This is a genomic window from Nonomuraea sp. CA-143628 (genome assembly GCF_050942315.1).
Classification (GTDB): domain Bacteria; phylum Actinomycetota; class Actinomycetes; order Streptosporangiales; family Streptosporangiaceae; genus Nonomuraea.
Genome location: NZ_CP192072.1, coordinates 9,301,859 through 9,323,922 on the forward strand (window position 1 = coordinate 9,301,859; position 22,064 = coordinate 9,323,922).

11 protein-coding genes are annotated in these 22,064 nt (G+C 71.1%); 3 read left to right on the forward strand and 8 right to left on the reverse strand.

Annotated elements, in window-relative coordinates; translation table 11 throughout:
• The first annotated feature begins 3 nt into the window (after nt 1-3).
• On the forward strand, nt 4-4,173 hold the full coding sequence (locus ACQP2T_RS42340; RefSeq protein ID WP_433510476.1) for a hypothetical protein: 4,170 nt from the start codon (nt 4-6) through the stop codon (nt 4,171-4,173).
• An 84-nt stretch (nt 4,174-4,257) separates the two neighbouring features.
• Here the strand turns inward: ACQP2T_RS42340 and ACQP2T_RS42345 are convergent, their stop codons facing one another.
• Genes ACQP2T_RS42345 through ACQP2T_RS42375 form a run of 7 tightly spaced genes read right to left on the reverse strand, consistent with a single transcriptional unit; the run spans nt 4,258 to nt 16,894 of the window.
• Nucleotides 4,258-6,996: an endo-beta-N-acetylglucosaminidase gene (locus ACQP2T_RS42345; RefSeq protein ID WP_433510477.1), complete on the reverse strand. Its 2,739-nt coding sequence runs from the start codon at nt 6,994-6,996 to the stop codon at nt 4,258-4,260.
• An 8-nt stretch (nt 6,997-7,004) separates the two neighbouring features.
• Entirely contained in the window at nt 7,005-9,392 is a 2,388-nt protein-coding gene (locus tag ACQP2T_RS42350) for a glycoside hydrolase family 3 N-terminal domain-containing protein (protein ID WP_433510478.1), read from the reverse strand.
• A gap of 25 nt (nt 9,393-9,417) precedes the next feature.
• On the reverse strand, nt 9,418-10,719 hold the full coding sequence (locus ACQP2T_RS42355; protein WP_433510479.1) for a glycoside hydrolase 5 family protein: 1,302 nt from the start codon (nt 10,717-10,719) through the stop codon (nt 9,418-9,420).
• 1 nt (nt 10,720) lies between these two features.
• Nucleotides 10,721-11,569, reverse strand: coding sequence for a carbohydrate ABC transporter permease (locus ACQP2T_RS42360; protein WP_433510480.1), 849 nt, complete (start codon nt 11,567-11,569; stop codon nt 10,721-10,723).
• Entirely contained in the window at nt 11,569-12,498 is a 930-nt protein-coding gene (locus ACQP2T_RS42365; protein WP_433510481.1) for a carbohydrate ABC transporter permease, read from the reverse strand. Before ACQP2T_RS42365 ends, ACQP2T_RS42360 begins: the two co-directional genes overlap by 1 nt.
• Nucleotides 12,495-13,787, reverse strand: a complete 1,293-nt coding sequence (locus ACQP2T_RS42370; RefSeq protein WP_433510482.1) for an ABC transporter substrate-binding protein — start codon at nt 13,785-13,787, stop codon at nt 12,495-12,497. The genes ACQP2T_RS42365 and ACQP2T_RS42370 overlap by 4 nt, the downstream gene beginning before the upstream one ends.
• A complete protein-coding gene (locus ACQP2T_RS42375; RefSeq protein ID WP_433510483.1) occupies nt 13,784-16,894 on the reverse strand; it encodes an alpha-mannosidase in 3,111 nt (1,036 codons plus the stop codon). The genes ACQP2T_RS42370 and ACQP2T_RS42375 overlap by 4 nt, the downstream gene beginning before the upstream one ends.
• A gap of 138 nt (nt 16,895-17,032) precedes the next feature.
• Here ACQP2T_RS42375 and ACQP2T_RS42380 point away from each other — a divergent pair, with 138 nt between their 5' ends.
• Complete coding sequence (locus ACQP2T_RS42380; RefSeq protein WP_433510484.1) at nt 17,033-18,145, forward strand: LacI family DNA-binding transcriptional regulator; 1,113 nt, start codon at nt 17,033-17,035, stop codon at nt 18,143-18,145.
• Nucleotides 18,142-20,103 carry a beta-N-acetylhexosaminidase family protein gene (locus ACQP2T_RS42385; RefSeq protein ID WP_433510485.1) on the forward strand — a complete coding sequence of 654 codons (1,962 nt, stop codon included), beginning with the start codon at nt 18,142-18,144 and terminating at the stop codon, nt 20,101-20,103. Before ACQP2T_RS42380 ends, ACQP2T_RS42385 begins: the two co-directional genes overlap by 4 nt.
• Before the next feature lie 6 nt (nt 20,104-20,109).
• On the opposite strand, the gene ACQP2T_RS42390 is transcribed toward ACQP2T_RS42385, so the two are convergent.
• Nucleotides 20,110-22,011: a beta-galactosidase gene (locus ACQP2T_RS42390; RefSeq protein ID WP_433510486.1), complete on the reverse strand. Its 1,902-nt coding sequence runs from the start codon at nt 22,009-22,011 to the stop codon at nt 20,110-20,112.
• Nucleotides 22,012-22,064 lie beyond the last annotated feature (53 nt).

Sequence of the window (22,064 nt, forward strand, 5' to 3'; positions counted from 1 at the left end):
GCGGTGCTGCTCGACGGGGAGATACCCGGCTGGATGCGGCCGTGGATCGGCTGGGTCGTCGGCATGGACTGGCCCGAGGGCGACGAGTCCAAGCTGTTCGCGCTGGCCGACGCGCTGGCGGATGCGGCCTACCGGGTCGCGGAGGGTAGTGGCGTCGCCGTTCCCGACCGGGACACCTGGGACGGCGAAGCGCTCCAGGCCTTCGTCAGGAACGCCTCGCTCAAGGTCGGCGAAAGCGAGGCCAACCTGCTCAAGCGTCTCGCGGGGATGGCGATGGCGCTGAACGACCTCGGCGTGCAGGTCCAGTACACCAAGCGGCTGATCAAGCTGTCGATCGGGTTCCTGGTCTTCCAGCTGTGGACGCTGGTGCCGGTCATCGCGAACCCGGCCACGGCCGGGACCGGGCTGGCGGCCGCGGGGTGGCGCGCCCGCTTCACCCGGGCGATCGTCAGGCAGCTGGCCAAGCGGCTGCTGTTCAACATCGGGCTGTTCGGCGGCCTGATGCTCGCGATGGACCTGGGCGTGCAGGCGAGCCAGGAGCGGCGCGACAAGATCGACTGGGGCCAGGCGCTGACCTCGCTGGGCACGGGCGCGCTGAACGGCGTGTTCCTGACCGGCGCGACCTGGCTCGCGCCGCCGCGGACACTGCTGGGCTTCATGCTCGCCTCCGGCGCGGCGGGCGGCCTGACCGACGCGACCACGCAGGCGTTCGACGGGCAGCCGTTCGACCTGGAACGGCTGCTCAAGGGCGTCTCCTCCGGCGCCATCGGCGCCGCGGACGCGCACTGGGCCAGCTGGAACCCACACCTCGGCAGGTCAGGCGGCGACGGCCCGCCGATCCCCGACCCCCGCGGAGGCCCCAACAACCACGGCGGCCCCGATCCCGAGCCCTCCCCCACAGGCAGGTCCGACGCGACCGACCTGGCTGGGTGGCGCCACGGTGCCGAGGACCCGGCGTTCTCAGGCGGACCCGATCCAGCCGGTTCCCGCCACGACCCGGTGCCGCGCCCTGGGGAGGCGGCCGCGCAGCGTCAGCAGTTCCTCATCCGCCACTTCAGAGAGGAGACCTGGTCCGGCCTGTGGTTCCGCAACCGGGAAAGCACCGACATGAGCGTCACGGGCGACATGCGCCGCCGCCCGCCACTGCCCGGCCACGTGGACATCGGCATCCGCGCCACCTCCGACGGCTTCCTGGTCGGCGGCTTCCGCCGGCTGCCCGCCGACGTGCCGCCCGCCCTGCGCGAGCTCGTACCGGGCCGTGGCATCCACATCGACGCCGCCGACCTGGCGAGCGTGTTGCGCGAGGACCGGCGGCTGACGGCCCAGCCGGACGCCGCGCTGCGGATGTTCGGGCCGCACGCCCGCCATGACGCCCTGCTGCTGCAGGACCTGGCCGACCGTACGGGCCGCGTCGTGGTCGCCGCCGACAACGGCATGCCGTACGGCACCGCCCAGGGGTATCGCGGCCCGTTAGAAGGCCGCTGGCAGCGCTTCGAGCCGCAGGTCACCGATGCCCCACGCGCCGAGCCCCGCGGCCGAATCGAGAGCATGCTCAACTGGGGCCAGGACCGGCCGGCCGGCAACCCACCGCGGCCCCAGTCCGAGTTCGATCAGGCAGCCGCCAAAGGGACGAAGGGCCCATGGGAGCCCGCCGGTCTCGAGAGCGCCAGGGTCACGCTCTCCGACGGCTCGCCCGCGATGCGCATCGACTTCGCCACCCGGGAGGCCAGAGACGCCAAGGTGCTGGTCGCCTCGCTCGGCGAGGAGCTCGGACTCAAGATGCCCTCGATCCACCCCATTGGAGACACCCGGCTGCTGCTCGAGTGGGTGTACGGCGATCCGAACCACATGAGCTGGAGCGGCGAGGCGTGGAACCTGCCCGGCACCGTGGCCACTCGCGACGGCGTCCTGGCCGGACTGCTCGGTGCCCTGTTCAAGGACGACCCCGTGCTGCTGGACGCGCTGTCCGGCGAGGCCGCCCTCATGCCGCAGCCCGCCATGGCCAAGCTGATGAGCCGGTTGTTCGTCCGCGAGGTGGGCACCCTCCCGGAGGGGTGGGCGGCCAACCCGCTCACGCCGGCGGACGTCGTCAGGATCCAGCGCGCCGTGAAAATGCTGGGGCTCGACTTCGCGGACGCGGGTCTGGCGGAGTCGCACCGGCGGATCACCGACTCCCTGCGGATGATCGCGGACAACGCGGTCGGCACCGACTCCATCTTCAAGGTCCGTTCCGACGAGACCCTGCCCGAGATCACCACGCGGCAGCTCAACGACCGGGCCGAGCGGCTCGCCGACCTGGCCGCCGACCTCAGGGACACCACCCCGCCAGGCGCGGGACACCCCCTCGTGGACCCCGTACAGCGACTGGTGGACAACCTCGACGACGTCGTGGCCTCGCGCGAGTCCGGTCTGGGGCGCGTCGTGACGTTCGGCGACGGATCGCAGGCACTGGCACTGACCGGCACGGCCGCCGCCGACGCGCTGGAGTCCGCACTGGCCCGGCGTGCGCTCGGTCTGGACGGCCCCGCGGTCCACCAGGCGAGCGATGGCACCGTGTACCAGACGCACGGCAGCGACCGGCTCCGCGCCGCCCTGGCCACCGGCGTCCGCGAGAGCGACGTGGTGTCGCTGACCGGGAACAGTGCGGAGGTGGTGACGTTCAACGACGGAACCAGGGCCCTGCGTCACGAGTTCGTCAGCATCGCCGACGCGGACGAGTTCGAGGGGCGCGCCCATGCGGCGCACGCCACCATGGACGGCGTACAAGGCGTCTACCGGGCCGCGCCCACCGTCGTGTACGAGCACCGCATCAGCCCGTGGCACTGGAACGACGAGACGCGCGCCGTGCCGGCGTCCCTGCGGCACGAACTGGACAGGCGAGCGCTCCATGCCTGGATCACCCCCACGGACCTGTCCACAACACATTCGATGGGCAACCCGCGCATGGAGCACCTCGTGCCGGGCAAGGCGCTGCTCACCGAGGCCGACAGCGCCGCGTTACGCGCCAGGTTCGAGGCGCTGCGACCGGAGTACGAGAGCTACGGGCTCGCCGACCGCTACCAGCAGCACCTCGACCTGATCAGCCATGTGTCCCCGCACGCCCCGCTCGATCTCGGCCCGCTACACGACCACTCCCCGCTGGTCCCCGACTTCCGGGAGACTCCATGGCGGCCGCCCGGCGGCCAGGTGCCCGCCCTGCCGCACCTCCTGGAGGGCGGCAACCTACGCCAGGTGAACGAACTGGCCGTCGGACGCGCGGACGACCCCTCACTCGTTCCCTCGGCCGAGGCGATGCTCGACAGGGCCGACGCCGAACTCGCCACCAGGGCGACCACGTCGGGCCACGTCTCCGCCCGCGTCCCCGCGGACTGGCTGCCGCGCGCCGTCCGGCCGGGCGAGGAGGTCGTCTTTCACGGACTCCTGGAGGGCGTCGACGATCCCGGCAAGCTGGGCGATCTGCCCGACAGCGTCCGGCTGACGATCAGGGCGAGCGAGTACGCCGACGTCGAGGACCTGTCGGGCAAGCCCGCCCACGCGCTGTTCAGGTCCGGGGTCAGGCTGAAGGTGCTGGCCGTGCAGGAGTCGTTAGGCGAGCGGCACCTCCTGGCCATCCAGGTCCCCCAGGGCCGCAGCGCCGACTCCATGGCGCTGCGGGTGCCGCGGATGAGGCCTCCCCTCACCGCCGAGCTGAAGCACCACCTCAAGCAGCACGTCGAGGAGACCGACGCGGGTGTCTGGCTGCGCGACCTCGACCACCCGCACGACGCCGGCCTGGCCTCCTCCGCGCGCAAGGTGCGGCGCGTCGACGGCGCCCTCTACGTGGACGGGCACGGCTCGAAGAAGGGAAACAGGATCGGCGACCAGACCCTGGACGCGGCGCAGATCTCGGACCTCCTCCTGAACCTGCCGAAGCTGAAGCCGAGCGACGTCATTCTGCTGGCCAACTGCGACATCGGAACCGGCCAGCACCCCCTGAACGTCGCCCGGCGCACCGGACACGTCGTGATCGCCGCCGATTCGGCGATCGTCGTCACGAAGGAAGGCCACATGAGCGCGGTCTCCAGCGAGTACGGCCATCTGGGCGGCCGCGGCCAGTTGCGCATCTACCTGCCGAGCGACCCCGTCTCCGGCCGGACGTACGACACGATCAACGCCTGGTTCCAGGCGCCCTGACGATGGGGACGTACCGGCGGCGAGTCGGCTTGTGATCGACGTGGGCGCCCAGGGGGGCGCCCACGTCTCCTCTCGCCTTCGTACTCAGTTGCCGCGAAGCACCGTCGTGGCCTTGTTGCCGGCGTAGTCCTCCAGAATGGCGATCACCTTGCTGGTGGCGCCGGACATGGTCACCGTTTCGGCGGCACGCGTGGTGCGGCCACGGATGATGTACGGCTTGGCGCCCGAGCCGTACGTCGTCGCGAACGACTTCGCCTGGCCGTCCTCAAGGATGGTCAGGGTGTGCCAGTCCGGAAGCGTCGGCCGGGAGAACGTGAAGGTGTTCCCGTTGATCGCCACCGCCGAGGCCGGGTAGGGGCTGATCTCGGTGTCGGCGAACGTCCCGCGTACCCCGGTGACCGTGCCCGTTCCCGCCCGCAGCGTCAGGAGGTAGCCGTCGCCGTTGACGGGCACGCCGGTCAGCGTCGTGGTCGAGCTCGTTCCGGGAACTTCGACCTGCTTGGTGTACGGGTGGGCGGTATCGAGACTTTTGACCGTCAGCGTGATCGGCTGCCCGCTCGCTGGAGGCGTCCAGGCGGCCGTCAGCGTGCCGTCCGGCTTCGCCGACGCCTGCACCTTGCCCGGCGCCGTGGACAGGTCGAACGACGTGGTCGCCGCCGGGCTCTCCGAGCCGTCCGGGCCGACCGCCACCAGCTTGATCGTCCCCGAGGTGGCCGTGAAGCGCTTGACGTAGTAGACGTCGTCGTAGGCGCCACCCAGGTAGGTGTCGTCCAGGTAGACGTCGTAGCGGCGTACCTTGTCGTAGCCGGAGCGCTTCCAGGACAGGAACAGTTCGCCGGTCCCGGGGAGCAGCTCGGTGATACGCAGGTCCTGCGGCGCGGCGGGGGTGCGGTTCGTGCCGTCACGCAGGGCCAGTGCGCCGAGGTTGACCTGGTAGCCCGCGATGGGGCGGGCGCCGGCGGCGACGACCAGGCCGAGCGCGGCCACCTTCTGACCGGCGTACGCCGACAGGTCGGCCGACCGGGTCGTCCAGCCCGTGGTGCGCCGGCCCGAGCCGGTCAGCGGAAGCTGGATCACCTTCGCAGTGCTCATGGTCGCGCTCCCTACGGGCCCGGCCTGGTCACGCAAGCTACCGCTGCCGAGCCCTACTCGCCGCTCCGGGTCGGAGGCGAGGACGAGGCCGAGCCGGAGTTCGGAATCGTCGCTGGCCGAGGGCTTGTTGTAGGTCAGGTCGAGGGTCGAACCCTTGTTGATCCGCAGGTCCGTCTTGTAGAGACGCACGGTGTTGTCGCCGGCGAGCGTCCCGCTGAGGACGAGGGAGCTGCCGCCGTTGTAGGCGCCGATCTTCTGGTAGGAGAACCGGCTCGCCGGTGTGTACGCGGGGCCGTAGTCGAAGTCGGCGCTGAGCGGCGTACCGGCCGCGTCCACCCACCACTGCCAGGTCACCGGGATGTCCTGGAGGTTGATGTTGCCCCACTCCCGCTGGTTGGACAGCCGGCCCTTGGTCCAGGTGGACAGGCCGTGGCCGGTGTTGAAGGAGGTGGCGAACGTGGTGCCGCCGATGACAGAGCGTTCGGCGACGTACTTGGACATTCCCTTCCAGGTGCCCTCCGGCGTGGTGGTGCCGGCCGAGGAGCCGGTCCACCAGCGGCGTTCCCGGTCGAAGACGTCCCGCTGGGCGGCGTCGTCGGTCTTGTTCGCGTAGTCGGACGAGACGAAGTCGGCGCCGAGGGTGGCGATGGCGTTCATCGGCGCGCCGTTGGCGTCGAGGTTGTCATCGAGGTTGTACGGCTGGTTGAACTGGTACTGCCCGGCCTCGACACCGGCGAAGACGCTCTTGCGGGAGTCCAGCCCAAGGCCGGCGGCGTAGCTCTTGGAGTTGGTGAGCTTGGTCCTGTTCCACCAGTAGTTGAGGAAGATGGAGTCGGACACGTCGCCGAGTTTCGCGTCGCGCACGAACGGGCCGTTGACCGCGTTGAACTCGTTCTGGTACGAGATGGCGCCAGTGGAGTTGTCGATGGAGTCGTACCACTGCACGTACAGGCCGCCCTCGCGCAGCTGCCGCAGAAACTCCTTGTACACCGGGATGTCGGCCGGCGCGACCCGCGCCTCCTGGTTGATGAAGTAGCCGTCGAACCCGTAGAACTTGGCCGTCTGGATCAGCTTGGCGGCGACGGGGAACCCGCCGTTCGCGTCACGGACCAGGAGCTCGTTGTAGGTCTGGTCGCCGCGGTCGTTGTCGGAGAAAAAGAGGCAGCCCAGCGAGCGCACCCCGTTCGCGTGGGCCGCGTTGGTATATCCGGGGTTCGGCAGATTGAGCATCCCGAACTCGAACCACTTCTCCCGCCAGTCCTTGGTCGGGTCGTAGTAGCTCGTCGGCACCCCCTCTGTGGGCATGCCGTGCCAGGAGCCGTAGAAGTCGGCGTACTGCCAGTAGGAGAACAGGTACTGGCTGAACTCGTTGGTGTAGGGGTGGCTTTCGAAGAAGGCGTTGCCGTAGTCGCCCGCCAAGGTGAGCTGCTGGGTGGTGGCGGGCAGCGCCGGGTTCCGCTGCGTGGCGGCGTTGGCGGCGTTGCGCTTCTGGAGCGGCACCTTGGCGCGCAGGAGCTCGGCGTGGGCGTCGTCGGCGGGGTTCCAGCGCAGCAGGTCGGTGACGGAGTAGCCGTGCTGGTACGGCTGGTTGGCGCCGACCGCGCTGTCGCCCGTCCAGGGCAGCGTGTCGCTGGCGGCGGCACCGCCGGCGGCGAGCACGACGGCGAGCATGGCCGCCAGGGCGGCGGTGCCCGCGCGGGCCGTCGCCCGTCTGCGATGTGATCGGGCCATCACAACTCCTAACTGTCGGGAATGGGCTCGGCCGATCCGGAGTGGATGGCGGCCTGGGGGTGACTGACCTGGGGGTGACTGAATGGTCGGATGGTCGCGTGCAGGTCTTCGACGTACAGGTCGGTGACGGCCCGGTCCGTCGCGCCCTCGGCGAAGCAGCGCGCCGCGGGCAGGTTCCAGACGACGGTGGTACGAGCGCCCGGCGGGACGGTGACCCGGCGGAAGGCGAGCAGTTCGCGCAGGCGGGGCAGTACGACGCCTCCGGTACGCCGCCCGAACAGCGGCACGATGGCCTCGGCTTCGGCCGCGCCGGGGTTGACGACCTCGACGCTGACCTCGACCGTGTCCGCGTGTGCCGTCGCGGTCAGGCGGTCGAACCGGACGGGCCGGTAGCGCAGGCCGGAGCCGAAGGGGAAGAGCACCGGGCCCGGCACGTCCTGGTAGACGCCGTGGGCCGGGTGCCGGTCGTTGTGACGTACCGGCACGGCCCCCGGATGGCGTGGCGCGGTGAACGGCAGGCGGCCGACCGGCTCGTAGCCGCCGAGCAGCACCTCGACGATCGCGGGGCCGCCGTGCGGACCGGGGTAGCCGGCCCACAGCAGGGCGTCGGTGTGGGCCAGCACGCCGGTGAGCACGTGCGGCCGACCAGCGATGACCACGGCCACCACGGGGCAGCGGGCCCGCGCGCGGACGGCGGCGACCAGGTCGTCCTGACCGCCTGGCAGGGATATGTCGGCCAGGTCGACCCCCTCCCCGGCGGTCGCGACGGTCGCCGGTCCGGTGATCGCTCCGTTGGCGGCGAAGTCCTCCGCGTACGTGCGGTGACTCGTCCCGCCGAGCGCAAGGATCACGACGTCGGCGCCGCTCAGCTCGGCCGCCGTGGGCGCTTCTGAGGCGCACACCACCTCGGCGTCCGGTAGCGCCTGCCGCAGTGCCAGGTCCAGTCCGGCGGCCGACCCCGTGGGCAGCGGCGGTACGTAGTCGCCCAGCAGGGCGGTGACGTCGCGGGCGTTCGGACCGGCGAGAACCACCTTGGTCAGGGTCCGCCGGTCGAGGGGCAGGAGGGCGTCGGCGTTGTGGAGCAGGACCAGCGACTGCCGGGCCAGGCGACGCGAGTGGCCGTCGGCGACACGAGAGGCCCGCGCGAGGTCGTCGGCGGTGCGAGCGACCAAGGTGACCCTTTCGCGAGCGGCCGGGGTGGCGGAACCGGTCGCGGGTGTTGCCGGACCCGTCGCGGACGTGATCGGACCCGTCGCCGACGTGATCGGACCCGTCGCCGACGTGGCCGGACCCGTCGCCGACGGGCGGTTCGCGAGCAGGCCGACACGTTGCTTGAGGGTGAGCACCCGGCGGCAGGCGTTGTCGACCAGCTCGGCCACTCGCGGGTCCTCGGCGGCAGCCTGTTCCAGCAGGCCGAAGGAGTCGTCCCAGAGCGACAGATCCACGCCGGCCTCGATCGCGGCCACGGCGGCGGTCGTCCCGTCGCCCGTCATCGCGATGAGCCGATCCACCGCCAGGCCGTCGGCCATGACGATCCCGTCGAAACCGCACTCGGCCCGCAGGAAGCCGGTGAGGAGGTCGCGGTTGGCGCAGCACGGCACCCCGTCAATGTCGTTGTAGGCCGCCATGAACCCCATGGCCCCGGCCTCCACTGCGGCCCGGACGGCCGGGAGGTGCAGCTCGCGCAGGTCGCGGGGACCGATGACGGCGGATTGGCCGTTGCGCCCGCCGACGGCCTCGCCTTGGGCGGCCAGATGCTTGAGCACGATCGCGACCCCGCCACGACCCACCGCGCCACGATCGCCACCCTGCATGCCGATCACCAGCGCCCTGGTGAGCTCCGCGGCCAGCAGCGGGTCCTCTCCGAAGCACTCCTCCGCCCGGCCCCAGCGCGGGTCGCGCAGCAGGTCGAGCGCGGACACCAGGGCCAGGTGCACCCCGCTCGCCGCGAGCTCGGCCGCGACGGCGGCCGCGGCCTCGGTCAGCAGCTCCGGATCCCAGCCCGCGGCCACCGCGAGGTTGGTGGGCAGCAGCGTCCCGCCCAGCGCCTGGTGCCCGTGCGGGGCCTCTTCCGACAGCAGCACCCCGATGCGGTGCCCGCCGGCCCGCGACACCTCGTCCTGGACCAGGGCCGCGACCTCGGCGCGCTCCTCCGGCCGGATCCCGTCAGCCCACGAGCGGCCCGACCAGGCGTCGGCGCGGAAGACCCCGTACAGGGCACCGAGCCCGCCCCACCGATCGAGCTCGGCGCGGGCGAGGTCGGTGAGCCGGAACCCGCCTCCTCGTGCGGCCCGCTCGACGGCCTGCCAGCCGAAGAGCCGCTGGTTGAGCTGGCCGACCTTCTCCCGCAGGGACAGCTCGCTGAGCAGCCGCTCCACGGGCTCACCGCTCCGCACGCGCGGCTCCACGGGCTCGACGTGCTCAGCGTTCCGCATGTGCGGCCGTCCGGTTGAGTACCTCCACGTCGCTGACGGAGCTGTAGAACGTGCGCCCCGTCGGCTCGGCGTGGACGAGCCGTTCGACGCCGCGAGCCCGCAGCGCCGACGGGTCGGCCGCGACCGTGGAGGTGACCACAGTGGGGCGGGCTCCGGCGCGGGCGCGGCCCATCCAGGTCTCGAAGACGCCGCCCCCGGGCGACAGCTCCGCCCGGGACACGGGAACGTCCTCGGAGTCGACCGGTACGACGACCGCCTCCCGCCGTGGGGAAGGCCGCGGCCGGTCCCGCAGCTCGGCGGCCAAGTCGGCGAAGCGCCGGCCGATCGGTTTGACGGTGGCGTCGGCGTCGATCAGGCCGAGGCTGTACTCCAGGCCGGGGAAGTCGCCCAGCCGGCGTTCCACGTCGTGCGAGCACCACCACGTGACACCCCACAGGGCGTCGCTGTCGGCCGCCGCGCGCACGGTCGCCTCACAGAAGTCCGGCGCCTGGTCCTCCGTGAGGTGGTTGAGCGGCGCGCCGACCTCCTGCAGCCACACCGGGCGGGCCGGGTCGAGGGCGAAGGCGCGCGACAGTTCGATGAGGTACGCGGCGTGGCTGACGCTTTCGTGCGACATCGCGCCGTACCCCTGCGCCGTGCCGTTGAAGATCCACGAGTGGATCACGCTCATCCGGCCGTGCCGGGCGGAGTGCGCGGGGGTGAAGGCGTGACCGTCGGCGTACCAGACGGCGTCGTATTCGGCGTTGAGCCGGAAATGACGCCGGTCGCGCGGGCCGTCGCCGTGCAGCGCCCGCAGCCAGGCCGTGACCTGCCGCGCGGTGGCCGGCATCGGGCTCGGGTGCAGGGCGGAGGTGAACTGGTTGACCTCGTTGCCCAGGGTCAGGCCGAGGAAGTTGGGCAGGTCGTACAGGTGCCCGTCGAGGGCTTCGACCAGCTCGGCCTGCGCGACGATGGCGTCGGGGTCGGTGAACATGCTGCGCCGGTGCCAGTCCGTCAGCCAGCTCGGCACGAAGTCGAACCCCGACAGGTGTCCCTGCAGGACGTCCACGCTGGCGTCCAGGCCGGCCTCGCCGGCGATCTCCACGACGCGGCGCACGTCGTCGAGGGCGCGGCGGCGGATCAGCGTCCGGTTCGGCTGCAGAACGGGCCACAGCGGCATGACCCGGACGTGGTCCAGGCCGAGACCGGCCAGTGCCTCCATGTCGCGCCGGGTGACCGCCCAGTCCGGATCCAGCCAGGAGTAGAACCAGTCCCGGGAAGGCGTGTAGTTGACCCCGAATCTCAGCATTTCACCCTTTCAAGCCTCCCGCTTCGAGCCCGCGGAAGAAGTAGCGCTGCAACATGGCGAAGAACGTGACGATGGGCACCAGGGCGATGATCGTGCCGGCCGCGATGAGGCGTGGATCGTCGTAGAAGGTGCCGCGCAGGCGGTTCAGTCCGACGGTGAGGGTGTAGTTGTCCTCGTCGGACAGCACGATGAGGGGCCACAGGAAGTCGTTCCAGGAGCCGACGAAGGCGAAGATCGCCACGACGGTGATGACGCCCTTGACCTGGGGGACGGAGACGCGGATGAACCGCTGCCAGGCGTTGGCGCCGTCGATGACGGCCGCCTCGTCGAACTCGGCTGGCAGGTTGGCGAAGGCGTTGCGCATGAGCAGGACGTTCAGCGCGGCCACGATCGTCGGCAGGACGACACCCAGCAGGGTGTTGGCCAGACCGGCACCCCTGACCAGCAGGAACTGGGAGATGAGGACGGTCTCGGCCGGGACGAGCAGGGCCGCGACGAAGATCCCGGCCGCCACCCCGCGCCCGCGGAAGCGCAGCTTGCCCAGGGCGTAGCCGGCGCAGGTGGCCCCCACCACGTTGCCCGCGACGGCCATGGCGGCCACCAGCAGGGAGTTGACCAGGTAGTGGGGTACCGGGATGCGGTCGAGGACCGTGGCGAAGTTCGCCAGGGTGGGATGGCCGGGGATCAGCTCGGGCGGCCGGGCGTACAAGTCGTCGCCGACGCCCTTGAGCGACAGTGAGAGCTGCCAGATCAGGGGGCCGGCCAGCAGTACGGCCATCAGGATGAGAATCAGGTAGCGGCCGACGACGCCCGGCGTGACGCGCCGCCGTCCGGCGGCGGAGGTGGGCATCAGAAGGTCCTCTGCTTGCGCTGCATGACGAGCTGCGCGATCAGCAGCGCGCCGAGGATGACGGACATGACCAGGCTGATCGCGCCGGCGTATCCGGTACGCGCCTGCAGGCCGGTGCCTTCGCGCTGGATGAGCATGGTCATCGTGAGGTCGCCGCCGCCCACGCCCCCGGTGCCGTCCGTGAGCACGTAGATCTCACCGAAGACACGGAAGGCCGCCACGGAGGACAGGACGCCGATGAGCGCCATCGTCGAGCGCACGCCCGGGACGGTGACGTTCAGGAAGGTACGCACCGGGCCGGCTCCGTCCATCGCCGCCGCGTCGTACAGGCTGGGGTCGATGTTCGCCAGCGCGGCCAGGTAGATGACCATGTAGTAGCCCAGGCCCGTCCACACGGTGACGAACATCGCGCTGAACAGCAGCAGCCAGCGGTCGGTGAGGAACGGCACCGGCTGGGCGGCGAGCTTGAGCGTGCCGAGCAGCTCGTTCACCAGGCCCTGCTTGTCGAGCAGGTTCGTCCAGATCAGGCCGACGATCACCGGCGACATGATCACCGGCAGGTACATGGTGGTGCGGAAGAACCCCATCAACCGCCCGGCTCCGCTGAGCAGCGCGGCGAGAATGAGCGGCAGCACCACCATGAACGGCACCACGCACACCACGTACAGGCTGGAGTTCAGCAGCGCGGTGCCGAACCGCTCGTCGTCGAACATCCGCCGGAAGTTGTCCAGCCCGACGAAGTCCCCCGGCCGCAGCAGCATCGAGTCCGTGAACGCCAGCCGCAGCGTGTTCACGAACGGCACGAGGACCAGGAGAACGACGACGGCCAGCCCCGGCAGCAGGAACAGCCACGGAGTCGCCCGCCACCGGTGGGTGGCCAGAGCGGTGTCCCCGCCGCGTGGCGGGGACACCTTGTGCTTGGGTGTCATCCGTGCGAGGCCAGCCGGTCGTTGGAGTACTTCACCGACGCGTCCAGCGCCTCTTTCACCGTCTTCTTGCCCAGCAGCGCCTGGGCGATCTGCTCGCGCAGCGTCTCGGCGTCGGTCGAGCCGGAGAACGCCGGGGGCCACCACACGATCGCCTTCTTGACCTGGGCGGCGCTCTCCAGCCGCACCTTCGTGGCGGGGTCGCCGTCGTCCTTGGTGAAGTACTCGTCGTCCATCGACCCGGCCGACGAGGGGAACACCGAGGCCTTCTTGCCGAAGGCGAGCTGGTTGGCGGGGTTGGTCACGTACTTGGCGAAGGCCATGGCCAGCGGCTGGTTCTTGCCGGTGGCGTTCACGACGAGCGACTCGATGTACATGTTGGGCGCGGCGGTGCTGATCCGCGGCCCGATCCCGAGATTCTTGTAGATGTCGGGCGCGGTGTCCTTCAGGTCGTTGAGCGTGTACGAGCTGCCCGACAGGTACGCCAGCCGCCCGGCCTTGAACTCCTCCACCTCCTTGGTCTGGAGGTTGTTCAGCGACTCCTGGGTCAGGCCCCTGCCGGCGTACAGCTTCTTGTAGCGCTCGACGAACTCCACGCCCTTGGCGTCGTTGTAGGTGAACTGCTTGCCCGCGGCGTCCATGAGGGGCACGCCGTACTCGCCGAAGTTCTCGATGGCCGGCATCCTGACGATCATCGACACGTCCGAGCAGTTCTTGGCCATGGTCTCGGCCTGGGTGAACAGCTCGTCATAGGTGGCGGGCAGCTTCTCCGGGTCCAGGCCGCACTTCTTGAACAGCGCCTTGTTGAAGAACGACGGCCCGGTGTTCAGGTACCACGGGTAACCGTAAGTCCCGCCGCCCAAGCCGCTGAACGTCATCGCCTGCCACGCCTTGTCCAGGAACAGGCCCTTGGCCTGGGGGTCGGCCTTGTTGAGGTCGAGCAGGACCCCGGCCTGGGCCAGGGTGTAGGCGGCCTCGGGTCCCATGTCGACGACGTCGGGCAGCGCCCCCGCCGCGGCGTCGGCGGACAGCTTGTCCTGGTAACCCTCGGCGGGCTGGTCCACCCACTTGATGTCGGTGCCCGGATTGCTCTTCTTGAAGGCGGCGATGAGCTCGGTGAAGTAGGGCGTGAACTTGTCGTTCTTCAGGTTCCAGGTCTGGAACGTGATCGAACCCGACAGCTTCCCGTCCGACGCCTTCTGCGTCGTGTCACCGCCGCCGCATCCGGACAGCAGCAGCGATCCCAGGGCGAGTGCCGCTACGCCGGTCCAGCCTCTTCCGATTCTGGTCATTGGGGGTCCTCCTTAGGTGATGCGTGGGGGGCGATCCGCAGGGTCGCCACCTGGAAGGGGCCGAGCTCCAGCCGGGCCTCGCTCACGGGACGGCGTCCCCCGGCCAGTGCCGCGGGCAGTGCCATGGACGGGTCCTCGTCGCCGCCGGGCTCCCGTGCGTCGCCGCTGAGCTCGCGTTCGAGCAGGTCGGTCTCCCACAGGACGGCTCCCGTGGCGAGTTCCTCGTGGCAGTGCAGCCGGGCGCTCGCCCGTCCGCCCCACGTCTCGTACACCCGTACGACCAGGTCCCCGGAGCCGTCGTCGGCCAGCTTCACCCAGTCGATGAGCGCGTGCCCAGTGAGCGGTTCCAGCCGTACCAGCGGAGCCGGCCACGACAGCCCGGCGATGTCGGGCGCGTTGAACGCGTAGGCGGCCTCGGCCGCGGCGGGCACGTCCGCGCCGGGCAGCACCGCCCAGTGGAAGGCATGGGTGCCCTGGTCGGCGCGGGGATCGGGGAAGCGCGCGCTCCGCAGCAGGGACAGCCGGACCACGGTGGAGTCGCCGTCGGCGCGGGCGTCGGCTCCGTACATCGAGTCGTTGACGATCGCGACGCCGAAGTCGCCGTCGCCCACCTGGACGTAGCGGTGCATCGCCGCCTCGAACATCGCCTCCTCTGTCGCGGTGTTCGGCAGCAGCGGGCGTTCGACGTATCCGTACTGGGTCTCGAACCGCGCGGTCCGTGCCATGACCCGCGTCGGGACGGCCACCTTCAGCAGGCGTTCGCGCTCCTGCCAGTCGACGGCGCACTCGGTCTCGAACCGCCCGGTGCCGGCGCGCAGCCACATGGTCAGCGTGATCGTCGACGTGCCGACCCGCCGGACCAGCTCCACCCCGGCGTCGGGCCCGTCGCGGACCACTCTGCGGCCGGTGACCTGGTCGAGCACCTGGGGGTGGCGCAGCGTGTGCCGGTCCACGTCCCAGGCGTCCCAGCGCACCGGCTCGTCGCGGAAGAGCTGCAGCTCGTTGAGTCGCCGGCCGGGCGGAACGACCTCCCGGCCGCTGCGCAGGTCGAGGAGCGAGGTGACGTGGCCGTCGTCGCCGATCACGACGCGCAGCAGGCCGTCCTCCAGTACGGTGCCGCCGTCGTCGGTGACCTCGACGGCGCGCGCGTCCGGTTCCGCTGTGGTGAACGGGGGGAGCAGAGGGCCGCTTTCACCGTCGCCCAGTGCCGCGCTCGCCTGCTTGATCAGGTCGTGCAGGCGTTCCTCGACCGCCCGATAGGTGTCGCGGGCCTCGCGGTGCACCCAGGCGATCGAGGTGCCCGGGAGGATGTCGTGGAACTGGTGCAGCAGCACGGTGCGCCAGATGTCGTCGAGGTCGGCATGCGGATAGGGCGCCCCGCGCAGTGCGCTCGCCGCCGCGCTGAGATATTCCGCCGCCCGCAGCAGCGACTCGCAGCGCCGGTTGTGCCGCTTCATGGCCGCCTGCGAGGTCAGGGTGCCCCGGTGCAGCTCCAGGTAGAGCTCACCGCGATAGACCGGCTCCAGCGGCCCGGCGTCGCGCAGTTCGGCCTCGGCCTCCTGGAAGAACTCCGCCGGCGACCTGGAGGTCACGCGGGGCGCGCCTTCCAGGTCGGCGAAGCGGCGTAGCCGCTCGGCCATCTCCCTGGTGGGTCCGCCGCCTCCGTCGCCGTACCCGTAGGGCAGCAGCGAATGGGAGGCGATCGCCTTGTCCTTGAAGGTGGTGACGGCGTGCCGGAGTTCGGCGGCGGTCACCTCGGCGGCGTACGTCTCCGCGGGCGGGAAGTGGGTGAAGATCCGGGTGCCGTCGATGCCCTCCCACCAGAAGGAGTGGTGGGGAAAGACCGTGGTGTCGTTCCAGGAGATCTTCTGGGTCAGGAACCATCGGGACCCGGCCCGGCGGGCCAGCTGTGGCAGGGCGCCCGAGTAGCCGAAGGAGTCGGGCAGCCACATCTCCCGTGGTTCCCGGCCGAATCGGTCGATGAAGTACCTCTTGCCGTAGGTCAGCTGGCGCACCATCGACTCGCCGGTGGGAATGACGCCGTCCGCTTCGACCCACATGCCGCCGACCGGTACGAACCGGCCCTGCTCGACATGGTGCCGCACCCTCTCGAACAGCTCCGGATAGTGCTCTTCGAGCCAGCTGAAGTGCTGCGCCGCCGACATCGTGTACACCAGCGAGGGGTCCGCGTCGAGCAGGGCGAGCGCGTTGGAGACCGTACGGGCGAGCTTGCGTACGGTCTCGCGCAGCGGCCACAGCCACGCCGTGTCCATGTGCGCGTGCCCGACGGCGGTGATCCGGTGGGCGCTGGCGTGCGCCGGCGCGGCCAGGAGCGGGGCGAGGATCGCGCGCGCCCGCCGGGCGCCGGCCTCGGCGTCCGCCTCGTCGTAGGCGTCCAGTGCCTCCTCTATCGCGCGCAGCAGCCGCCAGTGACGCGGCTCGTCCGGGCTCAGCTCGGCGGCGAGCCCGCCGGCGACGTCCAGGTCACAGCTCAGGGCGTGGATCTCGGGCGAGAACGCGGCGACCTCCGCGCGGCGCAGCCTGAACTGCTCGAACGGCTCCTCCCCCTGCTTCTCGCCCAGCTCAGTGACGACGAACGGCGGTAACCCGAGCAGCAGGGGGTTCGCCGCCGCCTCGAGGTAGAGCAGGAACGCGCCGTCGTCGTCGAGCACACCGGGGACGGCTCCGTCACCACGTAACCGGATGGTGGACTGCCGAGGGTGCAGGCCCTTGACGATCGTCCCGTCCGGGGTGAAGACCAGGCCCTCGCAATGACCGCCCACGGAGTGGTCGAACCAGCCCAGGTCGAGCACGAGGTCGACGGGGGTGTCCCCCTGCGGTCCGACCGTGCCCCGAATCCGGAACCAGGTCGTCGACCACGCCTCCCCCCAGGCCGCGCCCAGCGGGAAGGGGCGGTAGCCGGGAGGGGTGCGGCCGGGGTCTTGGGCGAGCCCGAGGGCATGCCGGGCGCTCACCGGCTCCCCGTCGTCCGCGACCGTCCATGCCTCGACCTCGGCACCCGACAGCCGGGTGTGCGTCCGGGACAGGATCCGTTCGCGCTTCACGCGGGCGAGCCGCTCAAGCGTGCGGCTGAGGTGGTTGTGCATCTGTACCTCTCCGTAGCGGAGATATGACAATATGCCTGATACGTTTTAGTTGTCCTGAGTGACCGCAGACTAATACGTTTGAGTCCCCAAGGTCACCGGGGAGGATCGTCTCGTTTGCGTAACGACGATGGAGGAGCGATGCCGCCGAAAGATGAGGTTCCGTCCCAGGACGCCGCCGCTTCATCGGACCCTCCCGCGAGTGCCGCGCCGGCCCGGCTGCGGAGCACCGACATCGCGCGACTGGCAGGGGTCTCCGTCTCGGCGGTGTCGCTGGCGTTCAACCAGCGTCCCGGCATCAGCGACGCGACGCGCAAGCGCATCCTCGACGTCGCCGAGGAGCTCAACTGGCGCCCGCACCGGGCCGCCCGCGCACTGAAGGGGGCCAACAACGACGCGGTCGGCATCGTCATCGCACGTCCGGCGCGCACGCTGGGCGTCGAGCCGTTCTTCGCGCACGTCCTGTCCGGCCTGCAGTCCCGCCTGTCCAACGAGGGCATCGCCACGCAACTCCTCATCGTCGAGGACACCCAGGCGGAGGTGGCGGTCTATCGTCGCTGGGCCGCCGAGAACCGGGTCGACGGGCTCGTGCTCTTCGACCTCGCGGTGGACGACGTCCGGCCGCGGCTCGTCGCCGACCTCCGCATTCCCGCCGTCGTCCTGGGCGGCCACGGGGCCCCCTTGCCGCTGAGCAGCGTCTGGGTCGACGACCACGCGGCGATGACGCGCGTCCTCGCCTACCTCGCCGGGCTCGGCCACCGGCACATCGGCCACGTCGGCGGCATCCCCTCCTACCAGCACACGCGACGCCGCCTCCAAGCCATCGCCGACGGGCGCGAAACGCTCGGCATCGACATCGTGAGCGTGGCGACCGACTACTCCGACACCCAAGGCGCCTCGGCCACCCGCAGGCTGCTGGCGTCGAGCCCTCCGTGCACGGCGATCATCTACGACAGCGACGTCATGGCGGCGGCGGGCCTGGGCGTGGCTACCGAGCTGGCCGTACGGGTGCCCGATGACATCTCCATCGTGTCCTTCGACGACTCCATCCTCACCCAGCTGCCGCATCCGTCGATCACCGCGCTCACCCGCGACACGTTCGCGCTCGGCACGCTCACCGCGACCGAACTGCTCCACGTGCTGGCCGAGCGTCCGGAGCCCCGTGCTGTACAGGCTCCCACCCCCGACCTCGTCCTACGCGCCAGCACCGCTCCTCCTCCTTCAGCCGGCACTGACGAATGGAGAGTTCCGTGAGAAGACGCAAGATCACCCCCACCGCGGTCCTCGCACTGGCCGCGACCCTGTGCGCCGGGGCACTCCTGCCCATCCCCGCGGCCTACTCCGCTCCTGTTCCGAACGGCTCCTTACCCTCGGTGTCGCCGACTCCGCAGTCGCTGAGCGGCATCGGCGCGGCCGCCGTCGTCACCAGCCGGGTGCTCGTGATCGCCGACGACCAGACCGACCCCGCCGCCCGCGACCGCCTCGTACGGGAACTCAAGGCACACGGCGCCGGCCGGGTGGACATCATCGCCCCTGACCGGACCCCCACGGCCGGCCTGCTCACCGTGCGCCTCGGCCCGGCGGCACGCCCGGACATCGCGCGGGCGCTCGGCGACGCGGTCGTGCCCGACAAAGCCGAGGGATACGCGTTACGGGTCTCCGGCGGCCGGTCGCGCCAGATCGCTCTCGGCGGGAGGGACGCGGCGGGCCAGTTCTACGCCGTACAGACGCTGCGCCAGTTGTTCGTCCCCTCCGGCGACGGCTGGCAGGTGGCGGGGGTCCTGGTCAGCGACTTCCCGTCCATGCCGCTGCGCGGCACCATCGAGGGCTTCTACGGCGCTCCGTGGACACACGCCGAACGCCTCGACCAGATGAACTTCTACGGCGACGTCAAGGCCAACACCTACATCTACGCCCCCAAGGACGATCCCTACCACCGGGAGAAGTGGCGCGATCCCTACCCGGCGGACAAGCTCGCCGAGCTGGGCGAGCTGGTGGCACGGGCCGCCGCGAACCATGTCCGCTTCACCTTCGCCCTCTCCCCCGGCGTGTCCATCTGCTACTCCGACCAGGCGGATCGGACCGTCCTCAAGCAGAAGCTGCAGGCGCTCTATGACCTGGGCGCCAGGGCGTTCTCCATCCCGCTGGACGACATCAGCTACACCAGCTGGAACTGCGCGGCGGACGAGGCCGCGTACGGCACGGCCGGGCGCACCGCCGCGGCGAAGGCCCAGGTCGATCTGCTCAACGACCTGCAGCGGAACTTCATCGCGACCCACGAGGGCGCCCAGCGGCTGCAGATGGTGCCCACCGAGTACGGCGATCTGACCGACACCACGTACAAGCAGACCATGCGGGCCTCCCTCGATCCCGCGATCGAGGTGATGTGGACCGGCACCGACACCGTGCCCCCGGAGATCACCAACGCGCAGGCCGAGAAGGCGGCGGAGCTGTTCGGCCGCAAGGTCTTCGTGTGGGACAACTACCCGGTCAACGACTACGGCAACACCAGCGGGCGGCTGCTGCTGGCCCCCTACGACAAGCGTGAGGGCGGCCTGGCCGCGCATCTGTCCGGCATCGTGGCCAACCCGATGAACCAGCCGTACGCGAGCAAGGTCGCCGTCTTCGGCGCCGCTGACTTCACCTGGAACGACCAGGCGTATGACGCGCGGAAGAGCTGGCCGCGCGCGATGGCCTATCTCGCCGGCGGCGACAAGGCGGCCACCGAGGCTCTGCTGGTCTTCGGCGACCTGCAGCACATAGCCCCGACCTTCGGCGGCACCCCCTGGCAGCCCCAGGCGCCCGTGCTCGCCGCGCGGGTGGCCGAGTTCTGGCGGGCATGGGACGGCGGGCGGCCCGCCGACGCGCTCGCCGCGCTGCGTCCGTACGCGAAAGCCATCGCCACGGCGCCGGCCACCATCCGCGGCGGGTCGGTGCAGAAGGGCTTCACCGATGACGCCGCGTCATGGCTGAACGCCACCGAGCTGTGGGGCCGGGCGATGGTGACCACGCTCGACGCGCTCCAGGCTCGGCAGGCCGGAGACGGGACCAAGGCCGCCGCGCTGTTCGCCGAGTCGCGTGAGCTGCAGCGGCAGGCCCGCGCGATCCGGGTCAGCCCGCCGCGCAACCGCTGGGGCGCGGCCCAGCCCCAGGTCGGTGACGGGGTGCTCGACGTCTTCCTGGCCCAGGCCGAGGCCCGGCCGCAGGGGTGACGCGGGTCAGCCGAACTCCTCGACGTACTCCTCCGTAGGTCCCAGCTCGGGGCGGTCCCGCAACTCCAGGACCGCTCCGAGCCGTTCCAGTTCGAGGACGGTCACGATGTTCTCGCCCGCGCGGAGCAGGGGCGCCGGGCAGTACAGCGTGACCTGCGGCCCGATCTCCCAGTAGCGGCCCAGCAGGAACCCGTTGACCCAGACGAGGCCCCGGCTCGAACCCGGCAGGGCGACGAAGGTGTCCGCGGGCGTTTCGACGTGCACGGCCGCGACGGCGAACCCGGCGTGCGCGGCCGGGCCGCCCGCGTCCGCGGTCACGGCGCCGGGGGCGTGCGTGGGCGCGGGGCCGGGGGCGGCCGCGCGGGTCAGCTCCGTGGCGGACCACTCCTGCAGGGCGATCGGCGTGCTCTCCCAGCCCTGTACGATGCGCCGGTCGACGAGGACGGGACCGAGCAGGCCCTTGTGCCGGCCGATGCCCGGCCCGTAGTTCACCCGGCCAAGGCTCTCGACCAGGATCTCCAGGCGTACGACATCGCCGGTTCCGTGTATCGGAAGGTCCGCGTCACCGGCCTCCGCGACGCCCAGAAGGGCGCCGTCGACGAAGACCAGGGCCCGGTCGCGTACGTCGGTGAGGACGAGCCGGTGCTCGCCCGCCGGGATACGCGGGCGCGCGGTGTACAGGACCATCCCCGCGTCGAGCCCGAGCCGCTCGAACGAGGCCGGGCGCGGGCCGGTCGAGGTGGGCGCGGGCACGGCCCTGAGGCCCGCGAGCAGGTCGGCGCGATGGACGAGCGGGACACGGGCCGGCGGCAGCGTCGGCATCCTGGCGGGCATCCGAACCGGGCCGCGAGCGCCGAGCGCCTCCCGCACGGCGAAGAACTTGGCGGTGAGCGTGCCGTCCTCGGCGACCGGCGCGTCGGAGTCGTAGCTGGTCACAGTGGGCTGCAGGCGCCCCTCGTGCTCGTTGGCGCCCGCCCAGAGCCCGAAGTTCGTCCCGCCGTGCGCCATGTAGACGCTCACGCTGCCGCCGTCGGCGACGATCCCCTCAAGCGCGCGTACGACGCTGCCGGCATCGCGGACGTGGTGCCGCTCGCCCCAGTGGTCGAACCAGCCGTTCCAGAACTCGGCGACGACGAACGGCTCGTCCGGCCGCCGCGCCGCGAGGAGCCGCCGGGCGGCGTCGGGGTCTGAGCCCAGGGTGACGGCGGTCAGAGTTCCCTGCAGGGCGCCGCCGTCCAGCATCAGCTCGGTCGGCCCGTCGGCGGTGAACAGCAGCTCCCGGATGCCACGCGCGGTCAGAGCGTCGCGGCTCCAGCGCAGGTACGCATGGTCGTCGCCGAAGCTGCCGAACTCGTTCTCCACCTGCACCGCCACGACCGGTCCGCCCTCGGCGGCCTGCAGCGCGGCGACGCGCGGGACCAGCTCGTCGAACCAGCGGCCGACCGCGGTGGTGAACGCGGGGTCGGAGCTGCGGATCGCCGCGTCGCGGCCGGTGAGCCAGCTCGGCAGGCCGCCGTTCGACCACTCCGCGCAGATGTACGGGCCGGGCCGGACGACGACGTCGAGACCCTCCTCCCCCACCATGCGGATGAACCGCTCCAGGTCCCGCCAGCCGTCGAAGCGCGGCGCCTCGTCCTCGCGGGGCTGATGGAAGTTCCACGCGACGTAGGTGTCGACCGTGTTGAGCCCGAGGTCGGCGACCCGGCGGATCCGGTCTCGCCAGAGGTCGGGGTGGACGCGGAAGTAGTGCAGCGCCCCGGACAGGATGCGGTGGGGGACACCGTGCCGGTACAGGCGGCGCCCGCGCCAGGTGAGCGCGCTCGCGTCCGGCGCCGCATCAACCGTGGGTGTGGTGGTCGTGGTCGTCGTCGGGGCCGGTGAGATGTCCGGCGCGGGCAGCTCGATCACGATGGCAGCCTATGTTATCGATGCCATACGTAACAGAGCCGCTAGAATCTGGC

What these genes read in the sequence shown, in the direction of transcription:
- ACQP2T_RS42365 (WP_433510481.1), bottom strand. Translation starts at nt 12,498, where the DNA reads ATGACACCCAAGCACAAGGTGTCCCCGCCACGCGGCGGGGACACCGCT.
- ACQP2T_RS42345 (WP_433510477.1), bottom strand. Translation starts at nt 6,996, where the DNA reads ATGGCCCGATCACATCGCAGACGGGCGACGGCCCGCGCGGGCACCGCC.
- ACQP2T_RS42370 (WP_433510482.1), bottom strand. Translation starts at nt 13,787, where the DNA reads ATGACCAGAATCGGAAGAGGCTGGACCGGCGTAGCGGCACTCGCCCTG.
- ACQP2T_RS42360 (WP_433510480.1), bottom strand. Translation starts at nt 11,569, where the DNA reads ATGCCCACCTCCGCCGCCGGACGGCGGCGCGTCACGCCGGGCGTCGTC.
- ACQP2T_RS42355 (WP_433510479.1), bottom strand. Translation starts at nt 10,719, where the DNA reads ATGCTGAGATTCGGGGTCAACTACACGCCTTCCCGGGACTGGTTCTAC.
- ACQP2T_RS42380 (WP_433510484.1), top strand. Translation starts at nt 17,033, where the DNA reads ATGCCGCCGAAAGATGAGGTTCCGTCCCAGGACGCCGCCGCTTCATCG.
- ACQP2T_RS42375 (WP_433510483.1), bottom strand. Translation starts at nt 16,894, where the DNA reads ATGCACAACCACCTCAGCCGCACGCTTGAGCGGCTCGCCCGCGTGAAG.